The following is a 23507-nucleotide window of genomic DNA, read 5'->3' as shown; positions in this document are numbered from 1 at the left end:
CGTCCCCGGACGAGGGACACCGCCCGCACCCGCCCTGCGCACGCGCGTCACCCGCACGTACGCGTGCGACGGCGTCGGCACCGCCCGGGCAGCCCGGTCAGGCGCGGTACTCGAACAGCACCGTCCCGGCGTCGTCGCGCACCACCGCGCGGTGACCGTCGGTGACGTCGAGCTCGACGTGCAACGCCTCGTCGCCCGCGCGCGCCGTGTACGCGTACCGCGTGTTGGTCAGCGACGTCGCGGTGGTCGTCGCCCGGACCAGCCACGGGTGCCGACGACGCAGCCCGATGAGCTCCTGGTGCCGGCGGAACGTGTCGCCGCCCCACGCCGCGAGGTCGCCCGGCGACGCGGGCATCGACGGACGCACGTCGTCGTCGCCGCCCAGCCGCTCCTCCTTGACGCCCGCGTACCCCTGCTCGTCGCCGTAGTACACGGACGGCACGCCACCGACGGTCATGAGGACGACGAGCGCCAGCACGGCACCCTCCGGGCCGACGGTCGACGCGATCCGGCTGACGTCGTGGTTCCCCACGAACGTGCTGGTCAGGACGCTGTCGAGGATCTCCGCGTGCCGCTGCAACGCCCAGTCGAGCTCGAAGAAGTTGCCGTCGACGAGGCTGCTCCAGATCGCCTTCCACAGCTCGTACTGCGTCACCGAGTCGAACGTCGCCGCCCGCGCGATCGCGGCGTAGTCCCCGTGGATGACCTCGCCGACGAACCACGCGTCGGGGTGCGACTCGCGCACGCGCGGCAGCACCTGCGCCCAGAACTCGGTCGGCACCGCGTACGCCGCGTCGAGCCGCCAGCCGTCGATCCCGCGGTCGAGCCACGTCGTCATCACGCGTGCGACGAGATCGACGACCTGCGGCGAGCCGTGGTTCAGCGCGACGAGCGAGCCGTGCCCCTCGAAGTCGCCCAGCCGCGGCGCCGCCGGGTCCGACCAGTCGACGCGCAGCACGTCGGCGAGCGGACCGTCGGGGCCGCCCTCCAGCACCTCGCGCACCCATGGGTGCCCGGCGCCGACGTGGTTGAACACCCCGTCCAGCACGACGCGCAGCCCTCGCTCACGGCACGCGGTGACGAGGTGGTCGACGTCCTCCTCGTCGCCGAGCCGCGGGTCGATCCGGAAGTGGTCGAGCGTGTCGTACCCGTGCGACTCCGACGCGAACACCGGCCCGAGCAGCAGCCCCGACGTGCCGAGCTCGACCGCGTAGTCGAGCCACGCCTCGAGGTGCCGCAGCCGGTGCGCCGCGTCGTGCGCGGTCCGGATCGGCGCCCCCGTGAACCCCAACGGGTAGACGTGCCACCAGATGCAGTGCTCGACCCAGCCCATGCCCCTCCTCAGCCGACGCGTGCCGCCGGTCCGACCGTACGGGCCCGCGCGCGCAGCGCCCACCAGACGACACCGCCCACCGTCAGGCCCAGCCCGAGCAGGCCGAGGACGATCGTGAGGAAGACGCCACCGATCGTGCCGAACACGCCCAGCAGGAACGACGACGTCCGCTGCCCCTCCGCGACGACCGCGAGCGCGCCGTCGCTCGGCGAGCCCGGGACGACGACCGTGTGCTGACCCGCCGTCGCGACGGTGAACGCCGCCACGTTGGACGCCCGCCGGTCGCCGCGCTGTGCGTTGATGCTGACGCCCGGGGCGTCGTCGACCTCGACCGGCGACCCGTCGGGCCCGACGACCCGCACGTCCGCGTCGAGGCCCGTGTGGGCGTCGACGTCGTCGACCACGAGGAACACGTCGTAGCGCCCGGGCGCGAGGTCCACGTCGACCGCGCCCGGCACGTCGGTCCATGCCACCGCCGAGGGTCCCGCCTCACCCTGCGCGTCGATCACGCCGAGCGGCAGCAGCGACAGGAACGTGCGCAGGACCACGACCGCGGCGACCATCGTGGCGACGAGCAGCAGCGCGCCGGCCGACGTCAGGACGACAGGGCCGACGAGCGAGCGGCGCGGCGTCGTGGAGGTCGGCGGGGCGGGCGGCGGGTACGAGGCGTCCACGGTCGCTGGACGTTACTCCGCCCTGCTCCCCGGGTGGAGCGGACGCGCGCGACGGGTCGCACAGTCCGCGAGGCGACCGGGTCACGACGAGGCGGAGCCCCGAGGGTCCTCGTGCAGGACTCCTCGGGGCTCCCCCGGGTCGACCGGGCTGTCGGTCACCCGGTCCGTGGGCCGCTCACGCGGCCGTCGGTGCCGCCGGTCGAGCGGCGGGTCAGCCGGCGAACGTCTGGAGCTCGGCGATGCGCGGCGTGCCCGACGCGCTGACGATCTCCAGGGTCACCTTCTTGAGCGACGTCGACGAGAACGAGACGACGCCGGGTGCGCCGCTGCCGGACGCGAGGGTCGAGCCGTTGTCGCCGTTGAGGATCTTCCAGGAGCCGATCGAGCCGCCGCCCGACGCCTGGATGACGTTCACCTTCGAGATCGTCGTGGCGGAACCCCACTTGACCGAGATCTTCCCGGTCGAGCCGGAGGGCGACCAGTACGTGCTGGTCGAGCCGTCGATGACGTTGCCGTAGCTCGTGCCCGACGCCTTGCTCGAGCCGTCCGCACCCGCGCCGATGCTCAGGTTGGTGCCGCTCGGCGGCGTGGTCGGGTTCGACGTGGGCGTCGGGTTCGACGTCTGGGTCGGCGTCGGGTTCGAGGTCTGCGTCGGCGTCGGGCTCGGGTTGGTCGGCGTGCAGGAGCCGTTCGACGTCTTCAGGCCCTTGTTCGCGCCGGCGGTCGACGAGACGACGCTGGGGACGCACGACGCGCCGTCGAGGGAGTACGAGTACGGCACGGAGACCGTGGTGGTCGACGCCATGCTCGGCCCGGCGGGGTAGTTGTCGGAGCCGGTCGAGGACCAGGTCACGTTGTCGAGGATGTTGCCGGCGGTCTGCCAGGTGCCCCGCTCGGACGTGTAGAACGTGCCGAGCACGTCCTTCGAGTCCTCGAAGTAGTTGTTCTCGACCTTCGCCTTGGCCCCGGCGCGCGAGTTGATGCCGGACTTGGCGAGGTTGACGTAGTGGTTGTTGTAGATGTGCGCCGTGCCGCCACGCAGCAGCGGCGTGCGGGACTCGATGTTCGAGTACAGGTTGTGGTGGAACGTGATGAAGCTGTTCCCGGTGTCGCTCTCGCTCGACCCGATGAGGCCGCCGCGGCCGGAGTTGCGCAGGATCGAGTAGGACAGCGTCACGTACTGGACGTCGTCCTTCATGTCGAAGAGGCCGTCGAAGCCCTGGTCCTCGCCGCCCGACGCCTCGAGCGTCACGTGGTCGACCCAGACGTTGCGGACGGTGCTCTCCATGCCGATGGCGTCGCCACCGTTCGACGTGGGCGAGCCGGACTTCTTGACGTTCTTGACGGTGACGTTCTGGATGATGATGTTCCGCGAGTCGCGGATGTGGATCCCGATCTGGTCGAACGTGGCACCGCTGCCCACGCCCTCGATCGTCACGTTGCTGATGCCCTTGAGCTCGATCACGCCCGCCGCGGTGTTGCACGAGCCCGACACCTTGGCGGTGTTGCCGACGGTGATCGTGCCCTCGACCTGGATCGTGATGGGCGTGCTGGTGCTCGCGCGACCGCAGAGCGCCTGGTGGATGGCGGTCCCGCTGGTCGCCTTGACGGTCGTGCCGCCGGCACCGCCGGTGGTGCCGCCGTTCTGGGCGGCGTAGCCGTTGGCGGACCCGGCGACCGCGACGGCGCCGGGGGCAGCCAGGGCGGTCAGTCCGAGCGTGGCAGCCAGGGCCGTCGTGGCTCCCGCTGCGAGGAGTCGCACTGCGACTGGTCGGTTCATCGTTGCCTCTCACCTCGTCATCGAAGGGGCAGTGCCGTGGTGCGTCCCGCGCGCCGTCGAGGGCGCTGCGCCGCGTCGTCGCGGGTTCTGCAGACGTCACCCACACCGTGTGAGTAACCGGTTTCTCGATCGTAGGACAGCGGTTTCCGCAGACTCAACGGCTAAACGTTTCGCGACGCGAAAAGCCTCTTGACCTGCAGCGATGCGAGCCCGGGCGAGCACCTTCGCACCCTTCTCACCACGCGGGACGTCCCGACGGAGCCCTGGACATGCCATCAGACGCGGGGGACAGTGCGCGCTCTCGACAGGAGGTCACCGATGAGCGCCGAGTTCCTCTGGTACATCCCCAACCAGGTCGCGCCGGGTCACCGCGGCGAGCCCGTGTCCGCACGCCACAACAGCCTGGACACGCTCACCGAGCAGGCCGTCGCGCTCGAGCAGCACGGCTGGAGGGGCGCACTGCTCGGCACCGGCTGGGGACGGCCCGACACCTTCACGGTCGCCGCCGCGCTGGCCGCGCGCACCACGACGTTCGAGCCGCTCGTCGCGGTCCGGCCGGGCTACTGGCGCCCAGCGCACTTCGCGGCCGCCGCCGCGACGCTCGACCACCTCACGGGCGGCCGCGTGCGCGTCAACGTCGTCTCCGGCAAGGACGACCTCGCCGCGTACGGCGACGCGGACGGCGACCAGGCCGACCGGTACGCCCGTACGCGCGAGTTCCTCCAGCTCGTCCGACGGCTCTGGACGCAGGAGCACGTCGACTTCCGCGGCGAGCACTTCCAGGTCACCGGGTCGACGGTCCAGCCCCGCATCGAGCCGCGCGGCGACCGGCGGCACCCCACCTTGTACTTCGGCGGTGCGTCCGAGGCCGCCGAGCGGGTCGCCGCCACCGAGGCCGACGTCCAGCTGTTCTGGGGCGAGCCGCTCGCGGGAGTCGAGGAGCGCATCGACCGCCTCCGGACCCTCGAGCAGCGGCTCGGTCGCGCGCACCCGCCGCTGCAGTTCGGGCTGCGCGTCACGACGTTCGTCCGCGACACCACCGAGGAGGCCTGGGCGGACGCCGAGGCGAAGGTCGCCGAGCTCGCCCGCACGCGCGGCACCGCACCCGTCGACCGGCACCGCGGCACCGCCGTCGGTCAGCAGCGCCTGCTGGACCTCGCCGCTCGTGGCGACGTGCTCGACGACCACCTCTACACGGCTCCGGGCCGGTTCGGCGGCGGGGGTGCGGGCACGACGTGGCTCGTCGGGTCCCCCGAGGACGTCGCGAAGTCCCTGCGCCGCTACCAGGACCTGGGCGTCACGCACTTCGTCCTCTCCGACACCCCGTACCTCCGCGAGATCCGCCGCCAGGGCGACCAGCTGCTCCCGCTGCTGCGCGACTGACCGGCGGCGCCGCTGCGGGGCCGACCGGCACGCCGTCGGGGATCCTCCAGCGCACCGGCACGCCGTCGTCCTAGGCCACGGGAAGTCGCCCCACCACGAGTCGGTGAGCGGGGTTCGCGGCGTCGCCGGCGGCCGTCACCAGCAGGCTGAGCCCGGCGACGAGAGGAGCGCTCAGCCGGTGGCGGACGGCGGGGTCGACCGTCGACCTCGGGTCGGCGTCCCACTCGTCACGGGCACGCAGACGCACCGCCTCGGCACCGAGCGTGTACGGCCGGTCGGCGGAGGGGATCCGTCGCCGGTGCAGCTCGTGGGAGTCCACCCGCAGCGCCGCGACGGTGAACAGCTCCGGCTTCCCTGCCTTCTCGAGCCAACGGCCGTAGCCGAGATGCCGCCAGTCGACCACGTCGTCGCGGCGGAGCCCGGTCTCCTCCTCCAGCTCGCGAAGCGCACCGTGCGCGGCGATCGTCGCGAGGTCGGACGCCCCGGCCGCACCGACGTCGGCGGGTTCGAGGGACCCCGAGCCGCTCGGTGCGAGCAAACCGCCGCTCGACTCGTTGTGGGCGGACTGCGAGACGACGACCAGCCGACCGTCGGTCGTGAGCGCGAGCACCGACGTCCCGATCGCGTTCAGCAGCCAGCTCTCGCCATGGTCGCGCAGGCGCCCTCGTCGGTCGACGAACAGCGAGCGCCCGAATCCGCTCTCGAGCCGGCCGGACACGAGGACGTCCTTGGTCGCGAAGATGTCGCTCCCCAGGTGGTCCCAGTACCGCGCGGGGACGAGGTTCCACGTGGTCGTGGGCAGGGTGGGCCCGGTGCCGACGTCGGTCGCGAGCCCCAGGAGGTGGCCGTTGTACGTCGCACCGCGCGAGACGCGGCGCCGACAGAACGCGGCCCCGTAGCCGCGGAGCTCACGCGGCAGGACGTAGCCCGTGAGGCTGAGCCTCGCCACCACGGTGCCGCGGGCGATCGCGGCCGCCGCGACGGAGTCGAGCACCACGTGTCCCGCCCCCGTGTCGACCACCCGGAACCGGTCAGAGCCACGGAGGGAGGCGGCGACGTCCTGGAAGTCGTCGACCCGGTCGACGAACTGCACCGAGGCCAGTCGTGCGGCGTGCGCGCGCACCTCCAGCACCAGCAGGACGAGCGAGACGAGCGCGAGCGACCAGTTGAGCCACGCGGGCGTCGCTCGGTAGAGGCCGATGACACCGGCCGCCGCGAGCACGACGCTCAGGACGATCCACCGGGTCTGGAGGAGGAAGGCCCCCAGGCGCCATGCGGTGGTGAGGACCCACCGGCGGACGACGGTCATGAACGACGCCGGAGGCCGCACGCGGGGGTCACGCGGCCCAGCGTAGGGCGCCGGCTGCCCGCTCCGACGTCGCCGCTCTCCGCGGACCGCCCGAGTCGTCCGTCCGTGGTCCCGGCCGCTGTGCTTCACGCGCCGAAGATCACGGCGACATAACGATGTACCTGGTACCGCGTCGATTTACCTAGTACCGCGTGGCTCAGGTGCCGGACCGACTGCTAGACAGTCGCTCGGTTGCGCCCGAGGGCCCGCTCGACGACCACCGTCAAGGGTGACGGTGCAGGTAGCGGGCCCGTCGGGCGACCGTGTCCCCGCACCACCGCCCCGGGCGCACCCCGCCGGCGGTCACCACGACGAGGTGGTCAAGCATGAGGCGTCACATCCTGGCAGGCCTCGCCCTCGCGGTCCTCGCGACCGCGATCGTCCTGTTCTCCGGCCCTGACCTCCAGGGCGTCACCCTCCTCGGCGCCGCGCTCGGCGGGGCCCTCGGGCTCGTGCCCGACCGCTCCCCCGGCGCGCGCGCCGGCGCGTTCGCCGTCGGGTTCCTCGCCGCGTGGCTCGGCTACGCGCTGCGGGCCGCCGCACTGCCCGACTCCGCCGCCGGACGCGCCGTCGCCGTGCTCGTCGTCCTCGCGGTCTGCCTGGCCGTCGCCGGGGCCACGCGCGGGCGCCTCCCGCTGTGGGCGGCGCTGCTCGGCACCGCCGCGATGGCCGGCGCGTACGAGGCCACCTACTCCGCGGACCCCTCGGCGTTCGTCGCGTCGTCCGCCGCGACCGCGACGTCGATCCTCCTCGCGGCCGGCGCCGGCTTCGTCGCGACGTCGCTCCTGGGCGTCGTCGTCGAGCAGGACCGCGCGCAGGAGCGCGCCGACGCGGACGCCCACGAGTCGTCCCCGGCGCCCGCGGTCACCGCGCCCGAGCCTGTCGGAGGCTACGAGGCCGCCGGCACGCACGCGCCGGCCCGCCCGTACGCCGCCCCCGACCCCGCCCGCCGCGGCGCGCCCGCCACCCGTCCGTTCGACCCGCAGCCGGAGGCCTGACGTGCGCCGCTCCACCACCACCGCGGCGGCCGCCGCCGTCGTGCTCATCCCGCTCCTCGTCGGCACCGCCGGGTCCCCCGCGCTCGCCGCGGGCTCGGGCTCCGGCTCCGGCTCGGGCTCCGGCGACGTGACCGTCACCAACACCGAGACCGTGCAGGCCCGTCTGTCCGCGACCGGCGCGGTCCAGGAGGCCCGCGTCTACGACCAGCTCGCGTTCACCGGCCACGGCAGCGCGACCGTCGAGAACCCCGTGTCGACCAAGGGCCTGCGGAACCTCGACGGCTTCGGCGGGTACCGCGTCGTCGACGGCCGGCTCGTCGCGACGGTCGACGTCGACGGCGAGCGTCGCGCCCGCACCGTCAGCACCTACGACCGCGACCTGCCCCTCGCGGTCGAGGTCGAGTACACGCTCGACGGCGAGCCCGTGCAGCCCGGCGCCGTCGTCGGCCGCTCCGGCACGCTCGGCGTCCACTACACCGTCACCAACACGACCGGGAAGACGCAGGACGTCACCTACGACGACGGCACCGGCAGCGAGGCCACCGCCTCCGCCGAGACCGTCGTGCCGATGATCGGCCAGCTCGTCACCGTCCTCCCGTCGACCTTCACCGACGTGCGGTCCGACGAGGCGGGCCTGGCCGGCGACGGCCGCGGCGGCACGCGCCTGCAGTTCCAGATGACGCTCTTCCCGCCCATCGGCTCGGCGACCGCCGAGTTCGGGTACACCGCGCAGGTCCGCGGCGCCGTCGTCCCGCCCGCGACCCTCACGTCGATGCCCGTCTCCCCGCTCGACTACCCGTCGTTCAAGGGCGGCGCGGAGAGCTATCGCTCCGGCGCGCAGAAGGGCGTCGACCTCACCGCGGGCGCGACGCAGATCGACGACTCCGTCCTCCAGCTGCACGACGGCGCCGCGCAGCTCCTCGCAGGCCTCCTCCAGCTCCGCGACGGCGCGGCGGAGCTCTCCGCGGGCCTCAACGACTCCGCCGCCCCGGGCGCCGCGCGGCTCGCTGCGGGTGCCGAGCAGCTCGACCAAGGGCTCGCGCAGGCTCGCGCCAAGGCTCCACAGCTCCTCGACGGCCTCGCGCAGGTCGACTCAGGGCTCGCGCTCGTCGACGCCGGACTCGTCAAGATGTACGGCGAGATCGGCGCGCTGGACCAGGATCCGAAGGTGAAGGAGCTCCAGGCAGGGATCACCAAGCTCCGGACGGCGGCGGCGACACTCACCGGCGCGGTCCACCAGGTCCGTACGGGAGTCGCGGGCGCCGCCACGAGCGCGACGAAGCTCTCCTCGGGTGCCGTCGCCCTCGGCGGGCAGCTGCAGGACGCGGTGACAGGGCTCGGAGGACTGCGTGCCGGCATGAACCCAGCGTTGCTCCCGCAGTACGACTACGTCGTCGCCCAGCTCTCCGCGGGCGTCCCCGTCCTCACCGACACGACGAACCCCGCGACCATCGCCGGTGGGGCCTCGGCGCTCGCCAGTGGGCTCGCGACAGCCGCGGGCACGCTCGCCATGATCGAGTGCGGCCTCGACAGCACGTCGATCCCCGGCACCTGCGACACGAGCCGGCCGGACGTCGTCCACGGTCTTGCCGCGGTCGACGCCGGCGTCAGCCAGCTGATCTCGGGCGTCATCACGAAGGTCCGGGCAGGCGTCGGCGACGCCGACGACACCCGAGCCGACAACACCCTGCGGGGCGGCGTCCACTCGCTCCAGGCAGGCATGGACCAGCTCAGCGCCGGCGGGGGGACTCTCGCCTCGGGCCTCGCGCAGCTCGGCGCGGGGGCGAGCCGCCTCGACGACGGTGCCGACGAGCTCTCCGCTGGTATCGCGCGCGCCGCCGAGGGGTCACGCGCGTTGTCAGACGGACTCGGCTCCGCCTCCGAGGGCGCGCCGAAGCTCGTCGACGGGACGCAGCAGCTGTCCGACGAGGGCACGTCGCAGGTCGTCGCGAGCGGCCAGGCGACGGCGGAGGACTTCGGCGTGAAGTACGCGGTGCTCGCGGCCGGCGCCGAGCGTGCGCAGTCCGAGGGCATGGCGTACGGCGCACCGGACGGGGCGGTCGGCGCAACCGCGTACTCGATCGAGATCGCCGGTGTCGACGGTGCCGGGGCGACGAACATCGGCCGGCTGGTCGCGGCGATCGCGCTGTTCGCCGGGGGGATCGGCGTGGCGACGCTGGCGCGGCGTCGGATGTCCTGACCCTGCTCAGGGCACGAGAGGCGTGCGGCCCCGCTCGGGGTCGTACGCCTCTCGGCGTCTCCGGGTCCGTCGCTGCGTCGCGATCGGCACGTCGGCGCGCAGGGTCGAACGAGACCGGGCCGTGAGGGTCCCGGCGGCCACGAGCGACGCGGTCGGGCTAGCGGGGCAGCGTGAGGATCTCCGCGCCGTCGTCGGTGATCGCGACGGTGTGCTCGGAGTGCGCGGTGCGGCACCCCGTCGCGCTGCGCAGCGTCCAGCCGTCGGGGTCGGTGACGAGCTCGTCGGTGTCGGCCATGACCCACGGCTCGAGCGCGAGGAGCAGGCCGGGGCGCAGCGTGTACCCGCGCCCGGGCCGGCCGGTGTTCGGGACGTGCGGGTCCTGGTGCATGGTCGTCCCGACGCCGTGCCCGCCGAACTCGGTGTTGACGGGGTAACCCGCGTCGGTGAGGACGGTGCCGATCGCGTGCGACACGTCGCCGAGCCGGACGCCGGGCCCGACGGTCGCGATCGCGGCGGCGAGCGCGCGCTCGGTCGCCTCGATGAGCGCGACGTCCTCGGCCCGCGCGCCGTCGCCGACGACGAAGCTGATCGCCGAGTCGGCGACCACTCCCCCGAGCGACACCGCGAGGTCGAGCGTGAGCAGGTCGCCGTCCGCGAGCGCGTAGTCGTGCGGGAGGCCGTGCAGCACCGCGTCGTTGACGGACGTGCAGACGTAGTGGCCGAACGGCCCGCGCCCGAACGACGGCGCGTAGTCGACGTAGCAGGACTCGGCGCCCGCGTCGGCGATCATGCGCTGGGCCCAGCGGTCGATGTCGAGCAGGTTGGTGCCGACGGTCGCGCGGCCGCGGAGGGTGTGGAGGATCTCGGCGACGAGTGCGCCGGTGTCACGGGCACGCAGCACCTCGGTGGGCGTCAGGATCTCGATCATCGGGCCAGGCCCTTCCGCGGTTCGGATAACTATCCCGGCCATACTATCCCGGTATTACAATCGGTCGCATGGTCCGGTTGCCGCTGACGCCCGACGAGGTCGCCCGAGGACAGCGCCTCGGCGCGCTGCTGCGCCGCGCGCGGGCCGACAGGTCGATCCTCACCGTCGCGCTCGACGCCGGCGTCTCCCCGGAGACGCTGCGCAAGATCGAGTCCGGCCGCGTGGCCACCCCCGCCTTCCCCACGATCGCCGCGATCGCCGAGGTCCTCGGCCTCTCGCTCGACGCCGTGTGGGACGCGGTCAAGGACCCCGGCGATGCGCTCGACCGCACGTCGCCCGGCGGCGGCGCGCGCCTCGCGTCGTAGCCCGTACCTACCCGCCCCAGCCCTGTCGTCCGCCCCCCGGAGCCCTTGCCCCCGTGATCTCCACCCTGCTCGTCGCCCACCCGTGGTTCGGCCCGACGGTGCTCGCCGTCCTCGTCGTCGTCGGCCCGCTGCTCGGCTGGTGGCTCCTCGGCCGCCCGCCCCGGCTGTCGTGGATCCTCTGCGCGCTCTCGCTCGTGCCCGTCGTGCTCCTCACGCTCGTCCCGACGCAGCGCGAGGTGTTCGAGCGCTGCGCGGTCGGCTGGGTGCTCCCGACGTTCGGCCGGGTCGAGCTCCTCGCCAACGTCCTGCTGCTCGTCCCGCCCGTGCTGCTCGCGGCCGTCGCGACCCGTCGCCCGCTGCTCGCGCTGCTGGGCGGCGTCCTCGCGTCGGCGGGCATCGAGGCCGTGCAGGCGCTGCTGCCGGTCCTGGGCCGCTCGTGCGACACGAACGACTGGCTCTCGAACGCGCTCGGCGCCGCTCTGGGTGCGGGCCTCGCAACGGTCGCGCTGGCTCTCGCACGACGCACGGGGCGACGGGCCGAGAAGGCGGAGCCGACGGCCGACGCCCTGCGCTGAGCAGGACCGTCCGTCGCCGGACCCGACGGTCCGAGCCCGTCGCCGCGCGCCCGGCGTCACCCCCCACCGCGCGGGTGACGTCGGGTCAGGCCAGCCCGCCGACGTAGACGCCCCGCGCCCGCAGCTCGGCGATCCCCGGCGTCGTCCCCGGCAGCCCTTCGACGTCGACGCCCAGCAGGGCCGGCGCGTCCACGAGCGGCCGCAGGTCGGCCACCGGGTTGCCGCCGATCCACAGCTCGTCGAGCGCGGGCATCCGCGCGAGCGGCGCGACGTCCACGACGTCGTTGTCGCGGACGTCGATCTTCGTGAGGCTCGCAGCGCCCGCGAGCGGCGAGAGGTCGACGACGGCGGCGTGCGACACGTCGAGCTCGATCAGCCCGGTGGACCCGACGAGCGGCGACAGGTCCGACACCCCCGTGCCGCCCAGGCCGACGAACCGCAGCGAGGTCGTCCCCGCGAGCGGACCCAGGTCGTGCACACCGGTTCCCGACAGGCCCAGGTCGTCGAGCGGCAGCCCCGCCAGCGGTGACAGGTCCGCGACGCGGGGGTTGTTCGTCAGGCGCAACGACGTGAGCCGGGTCAGCGCCACGAGCGGCCGCAGGTCGGCGACGTCCTGGCCGGTCAGGTCGATCTGCTGCACCGAGGTGATCCGCTCGAGGCCGTCGAGCGACCGGACCTGCGCACCGCTGCTGCCGCGCGGGCAGTCGACCGTGAACACCTCGTCGAACCGGTGCGGCGCGAGCCCGTCGCCCCGGCCCGCGCCGAGGGCCCGTTCGAGGCACGCCGCGAGGACGGGATCAGCCACGACCTCGTCGACGACGCGCCGCTCCGCCACCCGCACGCCGGACGCGGTCCCGACGGCGACCACCACGACAGCCGCCACGCCGAGAGCGACCAGCCGTCGCCGCCGCAGGGTCGCCCTGCGCTCCTCCGGTCCGACCGTCCGGGCGGACGACTCCCCGCCCCCGAGCCGGCGCCACGCGACCACGGCGCACCACCCGGCGACGACCGCTGCCGTGGCCGCGACCAGGCCCGCTGCGACCACCCCGTCCTGCAGCACCGTCGTGAGCGACGACGGTCCGCCGCGGTTCCGCGCGACCGACGCGACCGTGCGCGCGGTCCACGCGGCGACGGAGAGGGCGATCGCCGCCGCACCGACGGCCACGGCCAGCGCACCCCCGACGACGGGACCCCGGCGCCGCAGCAGGACGCCCACCCCGGCCGCGCCCAGCCCGGCCCCCACGCACGTGAGCCACACGCCCGCGAGCGTGCGAGGCGACGACACGAGCAGCCAGATCCACGGCCGGGACGTGAGGGGCGCAGACGCAGGGTCCGCCGACACGACGAGCGCCCCGGCGACGACCGCCACCAGGCCGGCCGCCACGACACCCGCGACGACACCGGCCCCGCGCCACGTCAGACGGCGCGCTCCGGGCGGGACCGACGTCGACCCGTCCACCGGCGACGCGACGCTCGCGGTGCCCGGCCCAGCGGGCGACCGCCGCGCCACCCCACCCAGCAGGAGCGCGGCCGCGGGGACCAGCCCGAGCACCAGGACCAGCAGCGGCAGCGCGTCCCCGCGCAGCGCCCACAGCGCCTCGACGGCGTCCGACGGTGCGCCCTCCCCGAGCAGCGCGCGGAACCCGTCGCCGACCGTCGCCCACGTCCCGCCGCCGACCAGCGCCGCGGCGGTCCAGACCCCCACGACGGCGACGGCGCCCGCACCGGCACGCCGCACGGTCTCGAAGCGTGCCCCGTCGGGCATCCCGTCTCCTGTCCGTCGCTCGGCGGCCACCGGGTCCGGCGCCGGGCCGACCGTACCCAGCGGTCACCGAGGCCCGGACCGGGTCGGCGTCGAGGTGTCGTGAAGGCTCTGCGCGGATCGTCAGCGTCGCGCGACGGTGGCGTGCACACCGAGCCGTCGGCCAGGGCCGGTTCGTCGCGGCGACCGAGCGCTGCGCGGCCGCCCTCGACGCGCACACCGCGCGCGCACGGGACGTCGACCGCCCCCGCCGACCCTCTCGTCGACCGGCGAGTGCCGCCGCGCCGGTCGTCAGGTCGCGTCGTGCTCGACGCGCAGCGTGACCTTGCCCTCGGACTCGCTCAAGGTCAGGTCGGGGTTGGTGATGCTGGGCATGCTCCGTCTCCCGGTGTGCCTGCCGAGGCGCTGGTCGCCTCCGTACGCACGCGCCTTCGCCCCACGGCGCCGGCGCACGTCGTGGTGGGCACCACGAGATCCGTGACGTGCCCCGGCACGGGAACCGGGGCCCGTGACGGCCTAATCGATTCCGCCGTCGGACGGCCGCTGACGGGCTGCGGGCGCGCCCTAGCGTGGGCGGAGCGTGCCTGCGACGACCGCCTGGCCGGCCGGTTCCTCGCGGGCGACCGCCCACCCGTCGTCCGTCCAACGAAGGACCGTCATGTCACGGAACACCCACCCCCGAGGGCCGCGCCGGGCCTGCGTCGCCGCCGTCGCGGTCGCCGCCGCGCTGGCCGTGTGCGGCGTCGTCGCCCCGCAGGCGGCGTTCGCCGCCCCCGACCCGGGTTCGCAGGTCAAGGTCAACCAGGTCGCCTACGTCCCGGGCGTCGCCAAGGTCGCGACGCTCGTCAGCACGTCGACGTCGCCGGTCGCGTGGACGCTGCGGAACGCGGCCGGCACCACCGTCGCCTCGGGGCAGTCGACCGTGCGGGGCGCCGACGCGCTCTCGGGTGACTCGACGCACCTGATCGACTTCTCGACGTTCGACACCCCGGGCTCCGGCTACGTCCTGTCCGCCGGTGGCGCGAGCAGCCTGCCGTTCGACATCTCCGCGGACCCCGTCAAGAAGCTCCGCTACGACGCGCTGGCGTTCTTCTACCACCAGCGCAGCGGCATCGCGATCGAGTCGCAGTACGTCGGCAGCACGTACGCGCGGGCCGCCGGGCACCTGGGGGTCGCGCCGAACCAGGGCGACACGAGCGTGCCGTGCCGGCAGTCGTGCGGGTACAGCCTCGACGTGCGCGGCGGCTGGTACGACGCCGGTGACCAGGGGAAGTACGTCGTGAACGGCGGCATCGCCACGTGGCAGCTGCAGAACGCGTACGAGCGGACGCTCCACGTCGCGGGCGCCGACGCCACGGCGCTCGCCGACGGCACGATGGCGATCCCCGAGCGCGCCAACGGCGCCCCGGACGTGCTGGACGAGGCGCGCTGGGAGGTCGAGTTCCTGCTCCGCATGCAGGTGCCGGCGGGCCGCACGGACGCCGGGATGGTGCACCACAAGATCCACGACGAGAACTGGACCGCGCTGCCGACGATCCCCGCGCGGGACAGCCAGCGCCGGCTCCTGTCCCCGGTGAGCACCGCGGCGACGCTCAACATGGCCGCGGTGGCCGCGCAGGCGTCACGGCTGTGGAAGACGATCGACCCGACGTTCTCCGCGAAGGCCCTCGCGGCGGCGCAGACCGCGTACGCGGCGGCCAAGGCCAACCCGAACCGGCTCGCCTCGAGCACCGACGGGACGGGCGGGGGCGCGTACAGCGACAGCTCGGTGACCGACGAGTTCTACTGGGCCGCCGCCGAGCTCTACGCGACGACCGGCTCCGACACCTACCGCGCCGACGTCGCCGGCTCGTCGCTGTACAAGGGCGGCAGCTTTGCGCAGCGCGGGTACGACTGGGGCTGGACCGGCGGGCTCGGCGACACCACGCTCGCGCTGGTCCCGACGGGTCTTCCCGCCGCCGACGTCGCCGCGACCCGCGCCGCGATCGTGTCGTTCGCCGACGCCGCGCTCGCCCGTGCGAACGCCCAGGCGTACCCCGCGCCGAACAACGCCGGGTCCGTCTACTACTGGGGCTCGAACGGCCAGGTCGCCAACAACGCGAACGCGCTCGCGCTGGCCTACGACTTCACCGGCCAGGCGAAGTACCGGACGGGCGTCTACGCGGCCCTCGACTACTTCCAGGGTCGCAACCCCCTGAACCAGTCGTACATCGCAGGCTACGGCGAGCGCGCCGTGCAGAACGTGCACCACCGGTTCTGGGCGCACCAGGCCGACGCGTCGCTGCCGATCGCGCCGCCGGGGTCGTTCTCGGGCGGCCCGAACAGCGAGCTGCAGGACCCGATCGCCGCGGCCCAGCTCGGCGGCTGCGCGGCCCAGAAGTGCTTCGTCGACCACATCGAGGCGTACTCGGTGAACGAGGTCGCGATCAACTGGAACTCGGCGCTGGCCTGGCTCGCGAGCTGGGCGGCCGAGAAGGCGGGCACCGCGCCGGCCGTCGACACCACGCCGCCGACCGTCCCGGGCACGCCGGACGCGAGCGCCGTGACGGACACGTCGGTGACGCTCACCTGGACCGCGTCGGGCGACCCCGAGAGCGGGATCGCCGGGTACGACGTGATCCGCGTCGCTGGCGACGCGCTGCAGATCGTGGCGACGACGACGACGACCTCGGCGACGGTGACGGGCCTGACGCCGAGCACCTCGTACACGTTCGTCGTCCGCGCCCGCAACAACGCCCGGCTGTCCTCCGACTCGTCGCCGGTCACCGTGCGGACCACCGGCTCCACGACCGACCTGCCGCCCAGCACGCCGGGCCTCCCGGTCGCGTCGGCGATCACGCAGACGGGCGCCACGCTCACGTGGTCGGCGTCGACCGACGACAAGGGCGTCACGGGCTACGACGTCCTGCGGGCGCAGGACGGCACCGTCGTGGCGACGTCGAGCACCCCGTCGGTCACGCTCACCGGTCTCACGCCGGGGACGGACCACGTGCTGACGGTCCGGGCCAAGGACACCGCCGGGCAGCTCTCCGCGCTGTCCCCCAGCGTCACCTTCCGGACGCTCCCCGAGGTCACCACCCCGCCGCCGGGCGCGTGCCGCGTCTCCTACACGGCGAACTCGTGGGGCACCGGCTTCACCGCGTCGATCACCGTCACGAACACCTCGTCGTCGGCGTGGACGTCCTGGCGGCTCGGGTTCACCTTCCCGGGCGACCAGAAGGTCACGCAGGGGTGGAGCGCCACCTACAGCCAGACGGGCGCCGCGGTGACCGTGACGAACGCGCCGTGGAACGGCACCGTGCCCGCCGGCGGCTCGACGAGCATCGGCTTCAACGGCTCGTACAGCGGGACGAACACCGCCCCGACGGCGTTCACCGTCAACGGGACGCCCTGCGCCTGACGCGCACGGGTCGCGCGCCGTGAACGGCGCGACCTCCCGCGGTGCGACGGCGGCCGCCGGTCCACGTGACCGGCGGCCGTCCGCACGTCCAGCCCCCTGGTCGGACCGGGAGGGTCGCTCACGCTGGAGACGGCCCGGTAGGTCACCGACGACGGCTGTCGTCTGACCCCGATCATCCCCATGGGAGGAAGATGATGGCGTCGCCCCTGACCGCACCGACCGCGCTCGAGCTCGCCGAGCTCGGGCTGGACGCTCAGGTCGGTGACGAGCCGTGGGTGCGCACGGTGACCTTCGACGCCGCGGGCGTCGCGTCCGTCGAGCTGACGTGGGACGAGATCGCCGGATCGGTGCACGTCGTCTGGAGAGACGCCGCGGGCACCGTGATCGTCGAGATCACCCGGGAGTCGGTCGACACCGTGTCGGTGTCGTCGCACCACGACGGCTTTCTCGTGGCGATCGCCTGCTCGAGCGAGCAGCTGGGCGGCGCATTCACGGCGTCCATCACGTCCACCGGCGTCCAGATCAAGGACACCCTGCTCCGACGCTGACGGGCAGCGGTCGCGGGCCGTGGTGCGTCCGACGGGCGGCCGTCGTGCTCATCCCTGAGCTGAGGTCAGATCCGGGTGCCGGGGTCGGTCCCGTCCTCGGTCGCAGGCACGGTCCCGGTGGACGGCACGTCCGTGACGACGACCTCCACGACGTCGTCGCCGCGCGGACGGTCCCGGTGGACCCGCGCGACGCGTGGCGTGTGGACCGAGCCCGGCCTGGTCCGCCAGTGGTGGTGCCCGGGCCCGTTCACCTGTCCCGTCGCCGTGCTCGACGTCCGCGAGGGCGGCACGTCGCTGCTCGGGATGCGCGCACCCGCGGAGATGGGCGGCGCGACGACGTACACCGCGTGGACGTGCACGCTGGTCGACGAGCCGCACGAGCTGCGCTACGACCTGCGGTTCGTCGACGCCGACGGGCACCACGTCGGCCCGGCCGCCTCCGGCCTCGACGGCGTCCCCGATCCCGTCCCGCACGTCGTGACGTTCGAGACCGCCGACGACGGGACGCGGATCACCGTGACCGAGCGCGGCTACGCGACCGAGGCGTCACGCGACCTGTCGGCCGCCGGCCTCGAGGCGTGCCTCGACAAGGTCGCCGCCCTCACGCGCGTGATGGCCTCGATCCACTGACACGCGACAGACGGGCCGCTGACCTCCGACGGACGTTCGTCCCTGCGGCTCGGGCGCCGTTCTGCCTGTCGGGCTCAGAGCGAGATCGTCGTCGGGTCCAGCTGCTCCGCGGCCCAGAGGACCGACTCGTTGTCCAGGACCCACACGGGCCCCGCGGCGGCGGCCGAGATCGCACGGACGACGTCGACGAACAGCACCTCGGACCGGCACTCGACGGGCAGACCGTGCGCCTGCGTCATCTGCGGGACGTCCTCGACGCCGCCGGCCGGGGTGAAGGGCTGCTCGCGGAAGTCGTCGCCCGGGTACTCGTCGCGGAAGAGCGTCAGCAGGAAGCCGTCAGGCCCCCGGAGCTGGGCCGTGTCCTCGACCGCGGTCCCGCCCCGGCCGACGATCACGTCGCGGGCCACCTCGAACAGGTCCGCGTCCTCGCTCAGCACGAGCGCACCCTTCACCGCATCTCTCCCACCATGGCGACGAGCTCGTCGAGCGACCGCGCGATCGGGATGCCCTGCCTCGCGGCGGCCTGCCACGCCCCGTCGGGCATGTCCGGGGCGAACCCGATCGTCCGGCGGCCTGTCGTCTGCTCGGTCTTGAGGATCTGGCCGGTCAGCCCTCGCGCGTTGCCCTCCTTGACCTGGACGACGATATCGCCCAGGTCGACGTCCACCTCGCGCGAGAGCCCGTTGCTCATCGGCACGAGGTTGTTGATGTCCCGGACCTGTCCCGGGAACGCGGCCTCGATCGCGTTGGCGGCGTCGGCGACGAACGGGTCGGACGACGTGAACGGGGCGCGGGGCCGCGTCGGCGCCGGGCGGGAGAAGAGGTCGTCGAGCGCCGAACGCCACGACGCCGGGAGGTGCCGCAGGGTCTTCTGCAGGATCTTCCCGACGGCGCCGGCACCCAGCAGCGACGTCACGGCGAGGGCGAGCTCGAGGCTGCCCTGCTGGACGAGCTGCTGCCCGTCGATCGTGCCCTCGCCCCAGTCGGCCGCCACGTCGAGGAAGTCACCGACGGACACGAGGGTGAAGCCGACGCCGACGACCTTGAGCCCGAAGGACAGTCCCGCGACGACACCCGCGCCTCCGGCCGGGACGGCACCGACCCCGAAGCCGAGCACGCCGCCGATCGCGGCCCCGCCCATGCCGCCGATGATCGCGAGCGCGATCGTGAGCACGGCCCCGACGGCCACCACGACCCACCCGACCACCCGGCACACCGTCGCGAGGACGCGGAACACCGCGACGTGCTCGCCGATGAAGTCGCGCAGCCCGTCCAGGTTCTCGTCGATCCAGCCGCCGAGATCGCCGCTGGTCCGGTCCCACCAGTCGGCGACCTGCCCACCAGCGTCCAGCACGCCGTCCCAGGCGTCGGTGGCGACGTCGGCGAACCGGTCGACACCGTCCGACACCGCCCCGGACAGGTCGTCCCAGCGGTCGCCGAACCAGTCGCCGATCCCGCGGGACCTCTCGGTGTCGCGCTCGTCGGCCTCCTGCTCCTCGACGGGTGCCGCGCTCCACGTCAGGGCCGATCCCCCGCCGGCGAGCGCGGTCTGGGTGAACGGGCTGGCGGGGACGAACGGGTCCGGGTCGTCGACCACCGGCAGGGTCGCGCCGAAGTCGCCGTCGTAGCGCATCGCCGCCAGGTCCCGTGCGCGCGCGACGTACGGGTCGAGCGTGCCCAGCACGTGCGTCCCGAGACGGTCCGCCATGGTCTGCGCCTCGTCCATCGCCCCGGTCGGCACACCCAGCGCGACCATCCGGTGCCGCAACGGCCCGACCGTGTCGCGCACCGCGTCGCGGGTCGCCGCCACGTCCGAGCGGACCCCGGACAGCGCCTCCGGGCAGACCTCGACGAGACGCGTCACGCGACGCCCTCCGCGTCCTCGCGTGCCCGCCCCAGGGCGCGCTCGGCGTGCGCGAGCTCGTCCGCCACGGCCTCCTCGATCCGGACCAGCGTCCGCGGGAGCGCGGCGGCGGCCGGCGCGAGCTCATCGCGGTGCAGCCGGTCGGCCGCCGTCCCCGTCCAGGTGCCGGCGGACCCGACGGCCTCGGCGGCGCGGTGCAGGGACGGGACGCCCTCGCGCGCGTCGCGCACCTGTCGCAGCAGCAGGCGCAGGTCGTCGACGCGGCCCTGGGCCCGGGTCAGATCGTCGGTCACGTCGTCACCCCCTGCGCGTCGCGGGTCGATTCGTATGGGATCGTCCGGGTGTGCACCCTAGCGTCGAGCGCACCTCCCCGGGACCCGGTCTGCCGGGCGTCCCCTCACGGCCCCCCTTCGGCTTCGGTGTGACCGCGCCCGAGGGCTGGCACGCCCTGCGAGGAGACGCGCCGTCGATGCGCGACGACCTCGTCGGCCTCGTCGCACGGACCCCGCTGTGGGCGGCGCTCGACGAACGTCGTCGTCGCGGCGCGGCCGCGGTGCTGGTGTCGGTGGCCCGGGCCAGCGCGAGCAGCGGTGCGGTGGTGACGCTGCTGCGTCTGGGCTCGGCGGGGGACGTGACCTCCGAGCCCGAGGTCAGCACGATCTCCCTGACGTGGCTCCGCACCGCCCCGCTGCGGGCGGACCTCACCCTGGCGCGGCTCGTCGTGCAGAGCGACGAGCGCGTGGACACCGGCATCGGGCCCGGCCTGGTCGCGCGCCGCGTCGAGCGCACCGTGACGGGCGCTCTCAGCCCGACGGCGCAGGTCGCCGCCCCCGTGCCCGGCAGCATCTGGCTCGCCGTGGTCACCGGCACGACGTCCGCACCGCAGTACGCGGACGTCCTGCACGACGCCGTCGTCGCCTTCGCGGCCGGCCTACGCGTCGACCGGCCCCCGGCCTCCAACGCGGCGGCGCGCACCACGGCCGCCGTCGACGCCCGCTGACGTCGGGTCGAGCGGGAGCGGTCCCCGTAACTCCTTGACTGTTCTGAGTGGTTTGCGACAGCCTGGCGGGGTTTGCGTCGTCGCTGGTCTCAGGGGGCCCAGATGGACGTGCCACGAAGCAACCTCCCGCGCCCGGACCGGCGCCGTGACCGGCTCCGAGGCCTGCTCGGTCTTGCCGCCGGGCTCGCGCTCGCCGTCACGGTCGTGCTCGTCCCGCTCGGCGAGGTGGAGGCCGCACCCCGCTTCGACATCCAGTGCGACGAGCTGATCGACGGCATCGACGGCATCGCGGGCGACGACGACCTGCCCGGCGGGAAGAACGTGCCGGCGGGGCACAAGGAGAAGATCCCGGACTACACGTACGAGAACCCCGCCGAGGCGTATCGGACCCGTGCGGCGCCGACCGGTGCGGAGCTCGACGCGCTGCAGGGCGACTACAAGGGCTTCCCCGCCGGGTCCGAGGACCACATGCTCCGGCGCTGGAAGGAGTACACGACCAGCGGCGGCGAGTGGGAGTGGGAGCGCTGGCGCAACACGTACATCCCGAACATGGCGAACGACTCGCGGGGCGACGGGTTCCACCGCAACGTCGGTCGGCGCCTGAAGCTCGGCGGCCCGGACTGGATGTGCGAGGACACGCAGCTCGCGAAGGAGAAGAACCTCGGGTACGACCGCCGGTACGACTCCGTGAACCGCAACCGGCAGGTCGCCTACGAGCTCAAGTCCGGTGGATCGCCGCTCAAGCTCGACCAGCTGCGGGCCGACCAGGCGCTCATGCGCGGGTCGGGCTGGAGGGTGTACTACGTCTTCAGCCAGGAGCCGCTGCCCGGGCAGGTCCGGCTGATGAACCAGCACGGCGTGCGGTACGTCGTGCTGGAGTCCACCGCACGCCTGCAGAACCCGGCGGCGAACCCGGGCAACAGCTCGATGAACCCCGACCCGAACAGGCCGACCGGCGGCGCCGCCAAGGACCTCGCCCAGCGCTCGGGCCGGACGGCCGCCGACGCGCGCGAGGCCCGGCGCCTCGCGGACGACTTCGCGAACGACCAGCGCCGCCAGGGCTTCGGTCCGCGGCGTCCGGGCGGCATCGACTGGACGTCGCTCGAGCTGCACTACGTGTCGGACAACCCGCAGACCAAGGACTTCGGGTACGCCTTCTCCGCCGCCGAGCTGCCGGACGACGGCGAGGCCGAGCCCGGGTACGGGGGCGAGGCCGCGCTCGACCTGTCCTCGGACGCCCTGTTCACCTGGCTGTCCCTCGACCAGAGCCAGTTCTGGGTCAGCCTCAACCCGGACACGCCGGAGTCGATCATCGACCCGCAGTTCGCGACCACCGACGCCGGGCGCGTGCTGCTGCAGGCGGACCTGCGGTTCAAGGAGACGCAGAACGCCTACATGGACCCGGCGACGGAGCACGGCAAGGCGTTCTGGGACTCCATGGAGCGCACCTCCGACGGCCTGATCTGCCACGGGTCGTACCGGATGTGGGTCGAGCCCAAGCCCGCGACCGTCCGCGAGGACGGCGACCAGCTGTACATCCTCGACGCGCCCCTGGCGGCCCGGTACGAGCCGATGGACATCGACTGGCGCCCCCCGGGCCAGGTCGAGGACCTCTGCGAGGACGCGCCGCAGGACGTCGTGGACCGCAACACGCAGCGGATCGCCGACACGTTCGCGCCACTGCTCGAGCAGCGGGTGAACACCGCCCCGGAGTACGCGGACCTGCGTCGCGTGTACACGTCCCGGGTGGCCGCCCAGTGGTTGACGGAGCGCGACGCCGAGCGTCCGGGCGCGTTCCACGACGTGATCGGCTCCGGTGACGTCTCGGCGTGGCCGGCGCGCACGGCGTGGGACCCGCAGGACGTCTTCGACGAGTACCTCGAGCAGCTGAGCACGCCGCTGTTCCGGTACGAGTGGACGTTCGGGGAGATGGAGTACTGGATGGACATCGTCGGCGGTGTCACGCTCCCGGACACGCCGCGTGAGGCGATGCCCGCGGAGCAGTTCCAGCAGGCGCACCCGACCCTGCCGGCGACCGTGCAGTCCTCCCTCTACGACGCGGTGAGCGTGCCGCTGGCCGCCCAGGCCGCCCGGGCCGGCGACGCCGTCGGCACCTTCGCCGAGGGCGCGGAGAGCATGGCGTGGCTGGGCGGTGGTCCGATCGTCCAGATCGCGCCCGAGCCGACCGACCCGCCGGACCCCGGCCCGGTCGACCCGCCAGGGCCCGTGCCCGCGAACCCGCCGGGTTCCGGGGCCGGCGCACCGGCTCCCGCCGACCCCGCCGCTCCGTCGGGAGGCTCCGGCAGCCGCACGGTCGCCCAGCGCACCGGCGCGGCCTGGGGCGGGAGGCTGCCCGCGACGGGCTTCTCCGACCCCTGGATCGTCCCGACCGCGCTCGGCCTGATCCTGGTCGGTGGGGCCCTCGTCCTGCTGCGGCGCCGGGCACGCACCTCGCCCTGAGGTGGGACGACGCCGGGCCAGGACGCGCCCGGTCACCGTCGACACCTCAGCCCGGAGCCCTGTCGAGCAACTCGGCGGGGCTCCCCGCTGTCCCGAACAGGCCCGCGGCCCCGCGTCGACGCCCCCACGAACACGAAGACTCCCGGCCAGGAACCCTGACCGGGAGTCTCGTACTGCTCGGGCGGTTCTCTCGGGAACCACCCCTGTGTGCGCGAGGGGGTGTCCTGTTTCAGGACATGGGCAACGCATGTCTCAGGAC

19 protein-coding genes are annotated in these 23507 nt (G+C 73.9%); 10 read left to right on the top strand and 9 right to left on the bottom strand.

Going from position 1 to position 23507, the window contains the following annotated elements; translation table 11 throughout:
• Positions 1-97: 97 nt before the first annotated feature.
• The 3 genes from KOV94_RS12190 to KOV94_RS12180 all read right to left on the bottom strand — a co-directional run bounded on the left by KOV94_RS12190 (position 98) and on the right by KOV94_RS12180 (position 3787).
• On the bottom strand, positions 98-1333 hold the full coding sequence (locus tag KOV94_RS12190) for an alpha-amylase family protein (RefSeq protein ID WP_218052186.1): 1236 nt from the start codon (positions 1331-1333) through the stop codon (positions 98-100).
• Positions 1334-1341: 8 nt separating this feature from the next.
• The gene (locus KOV94_RS12185; protein WP_218052185.1) at positions 1342-2007 is read right to left on the bottom strand and encodes a hypothetical protein; all 666 of its coding nucleotides are present in this window, start codon (positions 2005-2007) and stop codon (positions 1342-1344) included.
• Between the two features lie 211 nt (positions 2008-2218).
• Positions 2219-3787 (bottom strand): pectate lyase family protein, encoded by a 1569-nt coding sequence (locus KOV94_RS12180; protein ID WP_218052184.1) that lies wholly within the window; start codon positions 3785-3787, stop codon positions 2219-2221.
• 318 nt (positions 3788-4105) lie between these two features.
• On the opposite strand from KOV94_RS12180, the gene KOV94_RS12175 reads away from it, so the two are divergent.
• Complete coding sequence (locus KOV94_RS12175) at positions 4106-5170, top strand: LLM class flavin-dependent oxidoreductase (RefSeq protein ID WP_124342859.1); 1065 nt, start codon at positions 4106-4108, stop codon at positions 5168-5170.
• A gap of 70 nt (positions 5171-5240) precedes the next feature.
• Here KOV94_RS12175 and KOV94_RS12170 read toward each other — a convergent pair whose 3' ends face one another.
• Positions 5241-6479, bottom strand: a complete 1239-nt coding sequence (locus KOV94_RS12170) for an NUDIX hydrolase (RefSeq protein WP_218052183.1) — start codon at positions 6477-6479, stop codon at positions 5241-5243.
• 365 nt (positions 6480-6844) lie between these two features.
• On the opposite strand from KOV94_RS12170, the gene KOV94_RS12165 reads away from it, so the two are divergent.
• Both KOV94_RS12165 and KOV94_RS21290 read left to right on the top strand, forming a co-directional pair.
• Positions 6845-7516, top strand: a complete 672-nt coding sequence (locus tag KOV94_RS12165) for a hypothetical protein (protein WP_218052182.1) — start codon at positions 6845-6847, stop codon at positions 7514-7516.
• 1 nt (position 7517) lies between these two features.
• A complete protein-coding gene (locus tag KOV94_RS21290) occupies positions 7518-9716 on the top strand; it encodes a hypothetical protein (protein WP_218052181.1) in 2199 nt (732 codons plus the stop codon).
• A 157-nt stretch (positions 9717-9873) separates the two neighbouring features.
• Here the strand turns inward: KOV94_RS21290 and map are convergent, their stop codons facing one another.
• Positions 9874-10644 carry a type I methionyl aminopeptidase gene (gene map, locus KOV94_RS12155; protein WP_218052180.1) on the bottom strand — a complete coding sequence of 257 codons (771 nt, stop codon included), beginning with the start codon at positions 10642-10644 and terminating at the stop codon, positions 9874-9876.
• Between the two features lie 68 nt (positions 10645-10712).
• On the opposite strand from map, the gene KOV94_RS12150 reads away from it, so the two are divergent.
• Entirely contained in the window at positions 10713-11009 is a 297-nt protein-coding gene (locus tag KOV94_RS12150) for a helix-turn-helix domain-containing protein (RefSeq protein ID WP_218052179.1), read from the top strand.
• Between the two features lie 53 nt (positions 11010-11062).
• The gene (locus KOV94_RS12145; RefSeq protein WP_124342462.1) at positions 11063-11584 is read left to right on the top strand and encodes a VanZ family protein; all 522 of its coding nucleotides are present in this window, start codon (positions 11063-11065) and stop codon (positions 11582-11584) included.
• Positions 11585-11669: 85 nt separating this feature from the next.
• Here KOV94_RS12145 and KOV94_RS12140 read toward each other — a convergent pair whose 3' ends face one another.
• Entirely contained in the window at positions 11670-13349 is a 1680-nt protein-coding gene (locus KOV94_RS12140; RefSeq protein ID WP_218052178.1) for a leucine-rich repeat domain-containing protein, read from the bottom strand.
• Positions 13350-14004: 655 nt separating this feature from the next.
• On the opposite strand from KOV94_RS12140, the gene KOV94_RS12135 reads away from it, so the two are divergent.
• The 3 genes from KOV94_RS12135 (at position 14005) to KOV94_RS12125 (ending at position 17924) form a co-directional block, all read left to right on the top strand.
• A complete protein-coding gene (locus KOV94_RS12135) occupies positions 14005-16746 on the top strand; it encodes a glycoside hydrolase family 9 protein (protein ID WP_218052177.1) in 2742 nt (913 codons plus the stop codon).
• Positions 16747-16940: 194 nt separating this feature from the next.
• Positions 16941-17294 carry a hypothetical protein gene (locus tag KOV94_RS12130; protein ID WP_124342465.1) on the top strand — a complete coding sequence of 118 codons (354 nt, stop codon included), beginning with the start codon at positions 16941-16943 and terminating at the stop codon, positions 17292-17294.
• 132 nt (positions 17295-17426) lie between these two features.
• Complete coding sequence (locus KOV94_RS12125; RefSeq protein WP_218052176.1) at positions 17427-17924, top strand: SRPBCC family protein; 498 nt, start codon at positions 17427-17429, stop codon at positions 17922-17924.
• A 74-nt stretch (positions 17925-17998) separates the two neighbouring features.
• On the opposite strand, the gene KOV94_RS12120 is transcribed toward KOV94_RS12125, so the two are convergent.
• Genes KOV94_RS12120 through KOV94_RS12110 form a run of 3 tightly spaced genes read right to left on the bottom strand, consistent with a single transcriptional unit; the run spans position 17999 to position 20081 of the window.
• Positions 17999-18361: a hypothetical protein gene (locus KOV94_RS12120; protein ID WP_218052175.1), complete on the bottom strand. Its 363-nt coding sequence runs from the start codon at positions 18359-18361 to the stop codon at positions 17999-18001.
• Between the two features lie 11 nt (positions 18362-18372).
• Positions 18373-19788: a hypothetical protein gene (locus KOV94_RS12115; protein ID WP_218052174.1), complete on the bottom strand. Its 1416-nt coding sequence runs from the start codon at positions 19786-19788 to the stop codon at positions 18373-18375.
• Positions 19785-20081 (bottom strand): hypothetical protein, encoded by a 297-nt coding sequence (locus KOV94_RS12110; RefSeq protein ID WP_218052173.1) that lies wholly within the window; start codon positions 20079-20081, stop codon positions 19785-19787. Before KOV94_RS12110 ends, KOV94_RS12115 begins: the two co-directional genes overlap by 4 nt.
• Before the next feature lie 176 nt (positions 20082-20257).
• Here KOV94_RS12110 and KOV94_RS12105 point away from each other — a divergent pair, with 176 nt between their 5' ends.
• Both KOV94_RS12105 and KOV94_RS12100 read left to right on the top strand, forming a co-directional pair.
• Positions 20258-20788, top strand: coding sequence for a hypothetical protein (locus KOV94_RS12105; protein WP_218052172.1), 531 nt, complete (start codon positions 20258-20260; stop codon positions 20786-20788).
• Between the two features lie 102 nt (positions 20789-20890).
• Complete coding sequence (locus KOV94_RS12100; RefSeq protein ID WP_218052171.1) at positions 20891-23248, top strand: LPXTG cell wall anchor domain-containing protein; 2358 nt, start codon at positions 20891-20893, stop codon at positions 23246-23248.
• Positions 23249-23507: the final 259 nt, after the last annotated feature.

This window comes from Cellulomonas algicola, from assembly GCF_019024305.1.
Lineage (GTDB): Bacteria > Actinomycetota > Actinomycetes > Actinomycetales > Cellulomonadaceae > Cellulomonas > Cellulomonas algicola.
Note: the sequence above shows the minus strand (reverse complement) of the source record. Positions and strands in the feature narration are given on the sequence as shown.

What these genes read in the sequence shown, in the direction of transcription:
- KOV94_RS12170 (WP_218052183.1), bottom strand. Translation starts at nt 6,479, where the DNA reads ATGACCGTCGTCCGCCGGTGGGTCCTCACCACCGCATGGCGCCTGGGG.
- KOV94_RS12105 (WP_218052172.1), top strand. Translation starts at nt 20,258, where the DNA reads ATGCGCGACGACCTCGTCGGCCTCGTCGCACGGACCCCGCTGTGGGCG.
- KOV94_RS12190 (WP_218052186.1), bottom strand. Translation starts at nt 1,333, where the DNA reads ATGGGCTGGGTCGAGCACTGCATCTGGTGGCACGTCTACCCGTTGGGG.
- KOV94_RS12165 (WP_218052182.1), top strand. Translation starts at nt 6,845, where the DNA reads ATGAGGCGTCACATCCTGGCAGGCCTCGCCCTCGCGGTCCTCGCGACC.
- KOV94_RS12150 (WP_218052179.1), top strand. Translation starts at nt 10,713, where the DNA reads ATGGTCCGGTTGCCGCTGACGCCCGACGAGGTCGCCCGAGGACAGCGC.
- KOV94_RS12130 (WP_124342465.1), top strand. Translation starts at nt 16,941, where the DNA reads ATGGCGTCGCCCCTGACCGCACCGACCGCGCTCGAGCTCGCCGAGCTC.
- map (WP_218052180.1), bottom strand. Translation starts at nt 10,644, where the DNA reads ATGATCGAGATCCTGACGCCCACCGAGGTGCTGCGTGCCCGTGACACC.
- KOV94_RS12175 (WP_124342859.1), top strand. Translation starts at nt 4,106, where the DNA reads ATGAGCGCCGAGTTCCTCTGGTACATCCCCAACCAGGTCGCGCCGGGT.
- KOV94_RS12180 (WP_218052184.1), bottom strand. Translation starts at nt 3,787, where the DNA reads ATGAACCGACCAGTCGCAGTGCGACTCCTCGCAGCGGGAGCCACGACG.
- KOV94_RS12140 (WP_218052178.1), bottom strand. Translation starts at nt 13,349, where the DNA reads ATGCCCGACGGGGCACGCTTCGAGACCGTGCGGCGTGCCGGTGCGGGC.
- KOV94_RS12100 (WP_218052171.1), top strand. Translation starts at nt 20,891, where the DNA reads ATGGACGTGCCACGAAGCAACCTCCCGCGCCCGGACCGGCGCCGTGAC.
- KOV94_RS12135 (WP_218052177.1), top strand. Translation starts at nt 14,005, where the DNA reads ATGTCACGGAACACCCACCCCCGAGGGCCGCGCCGGGCCTGCGTCGCC.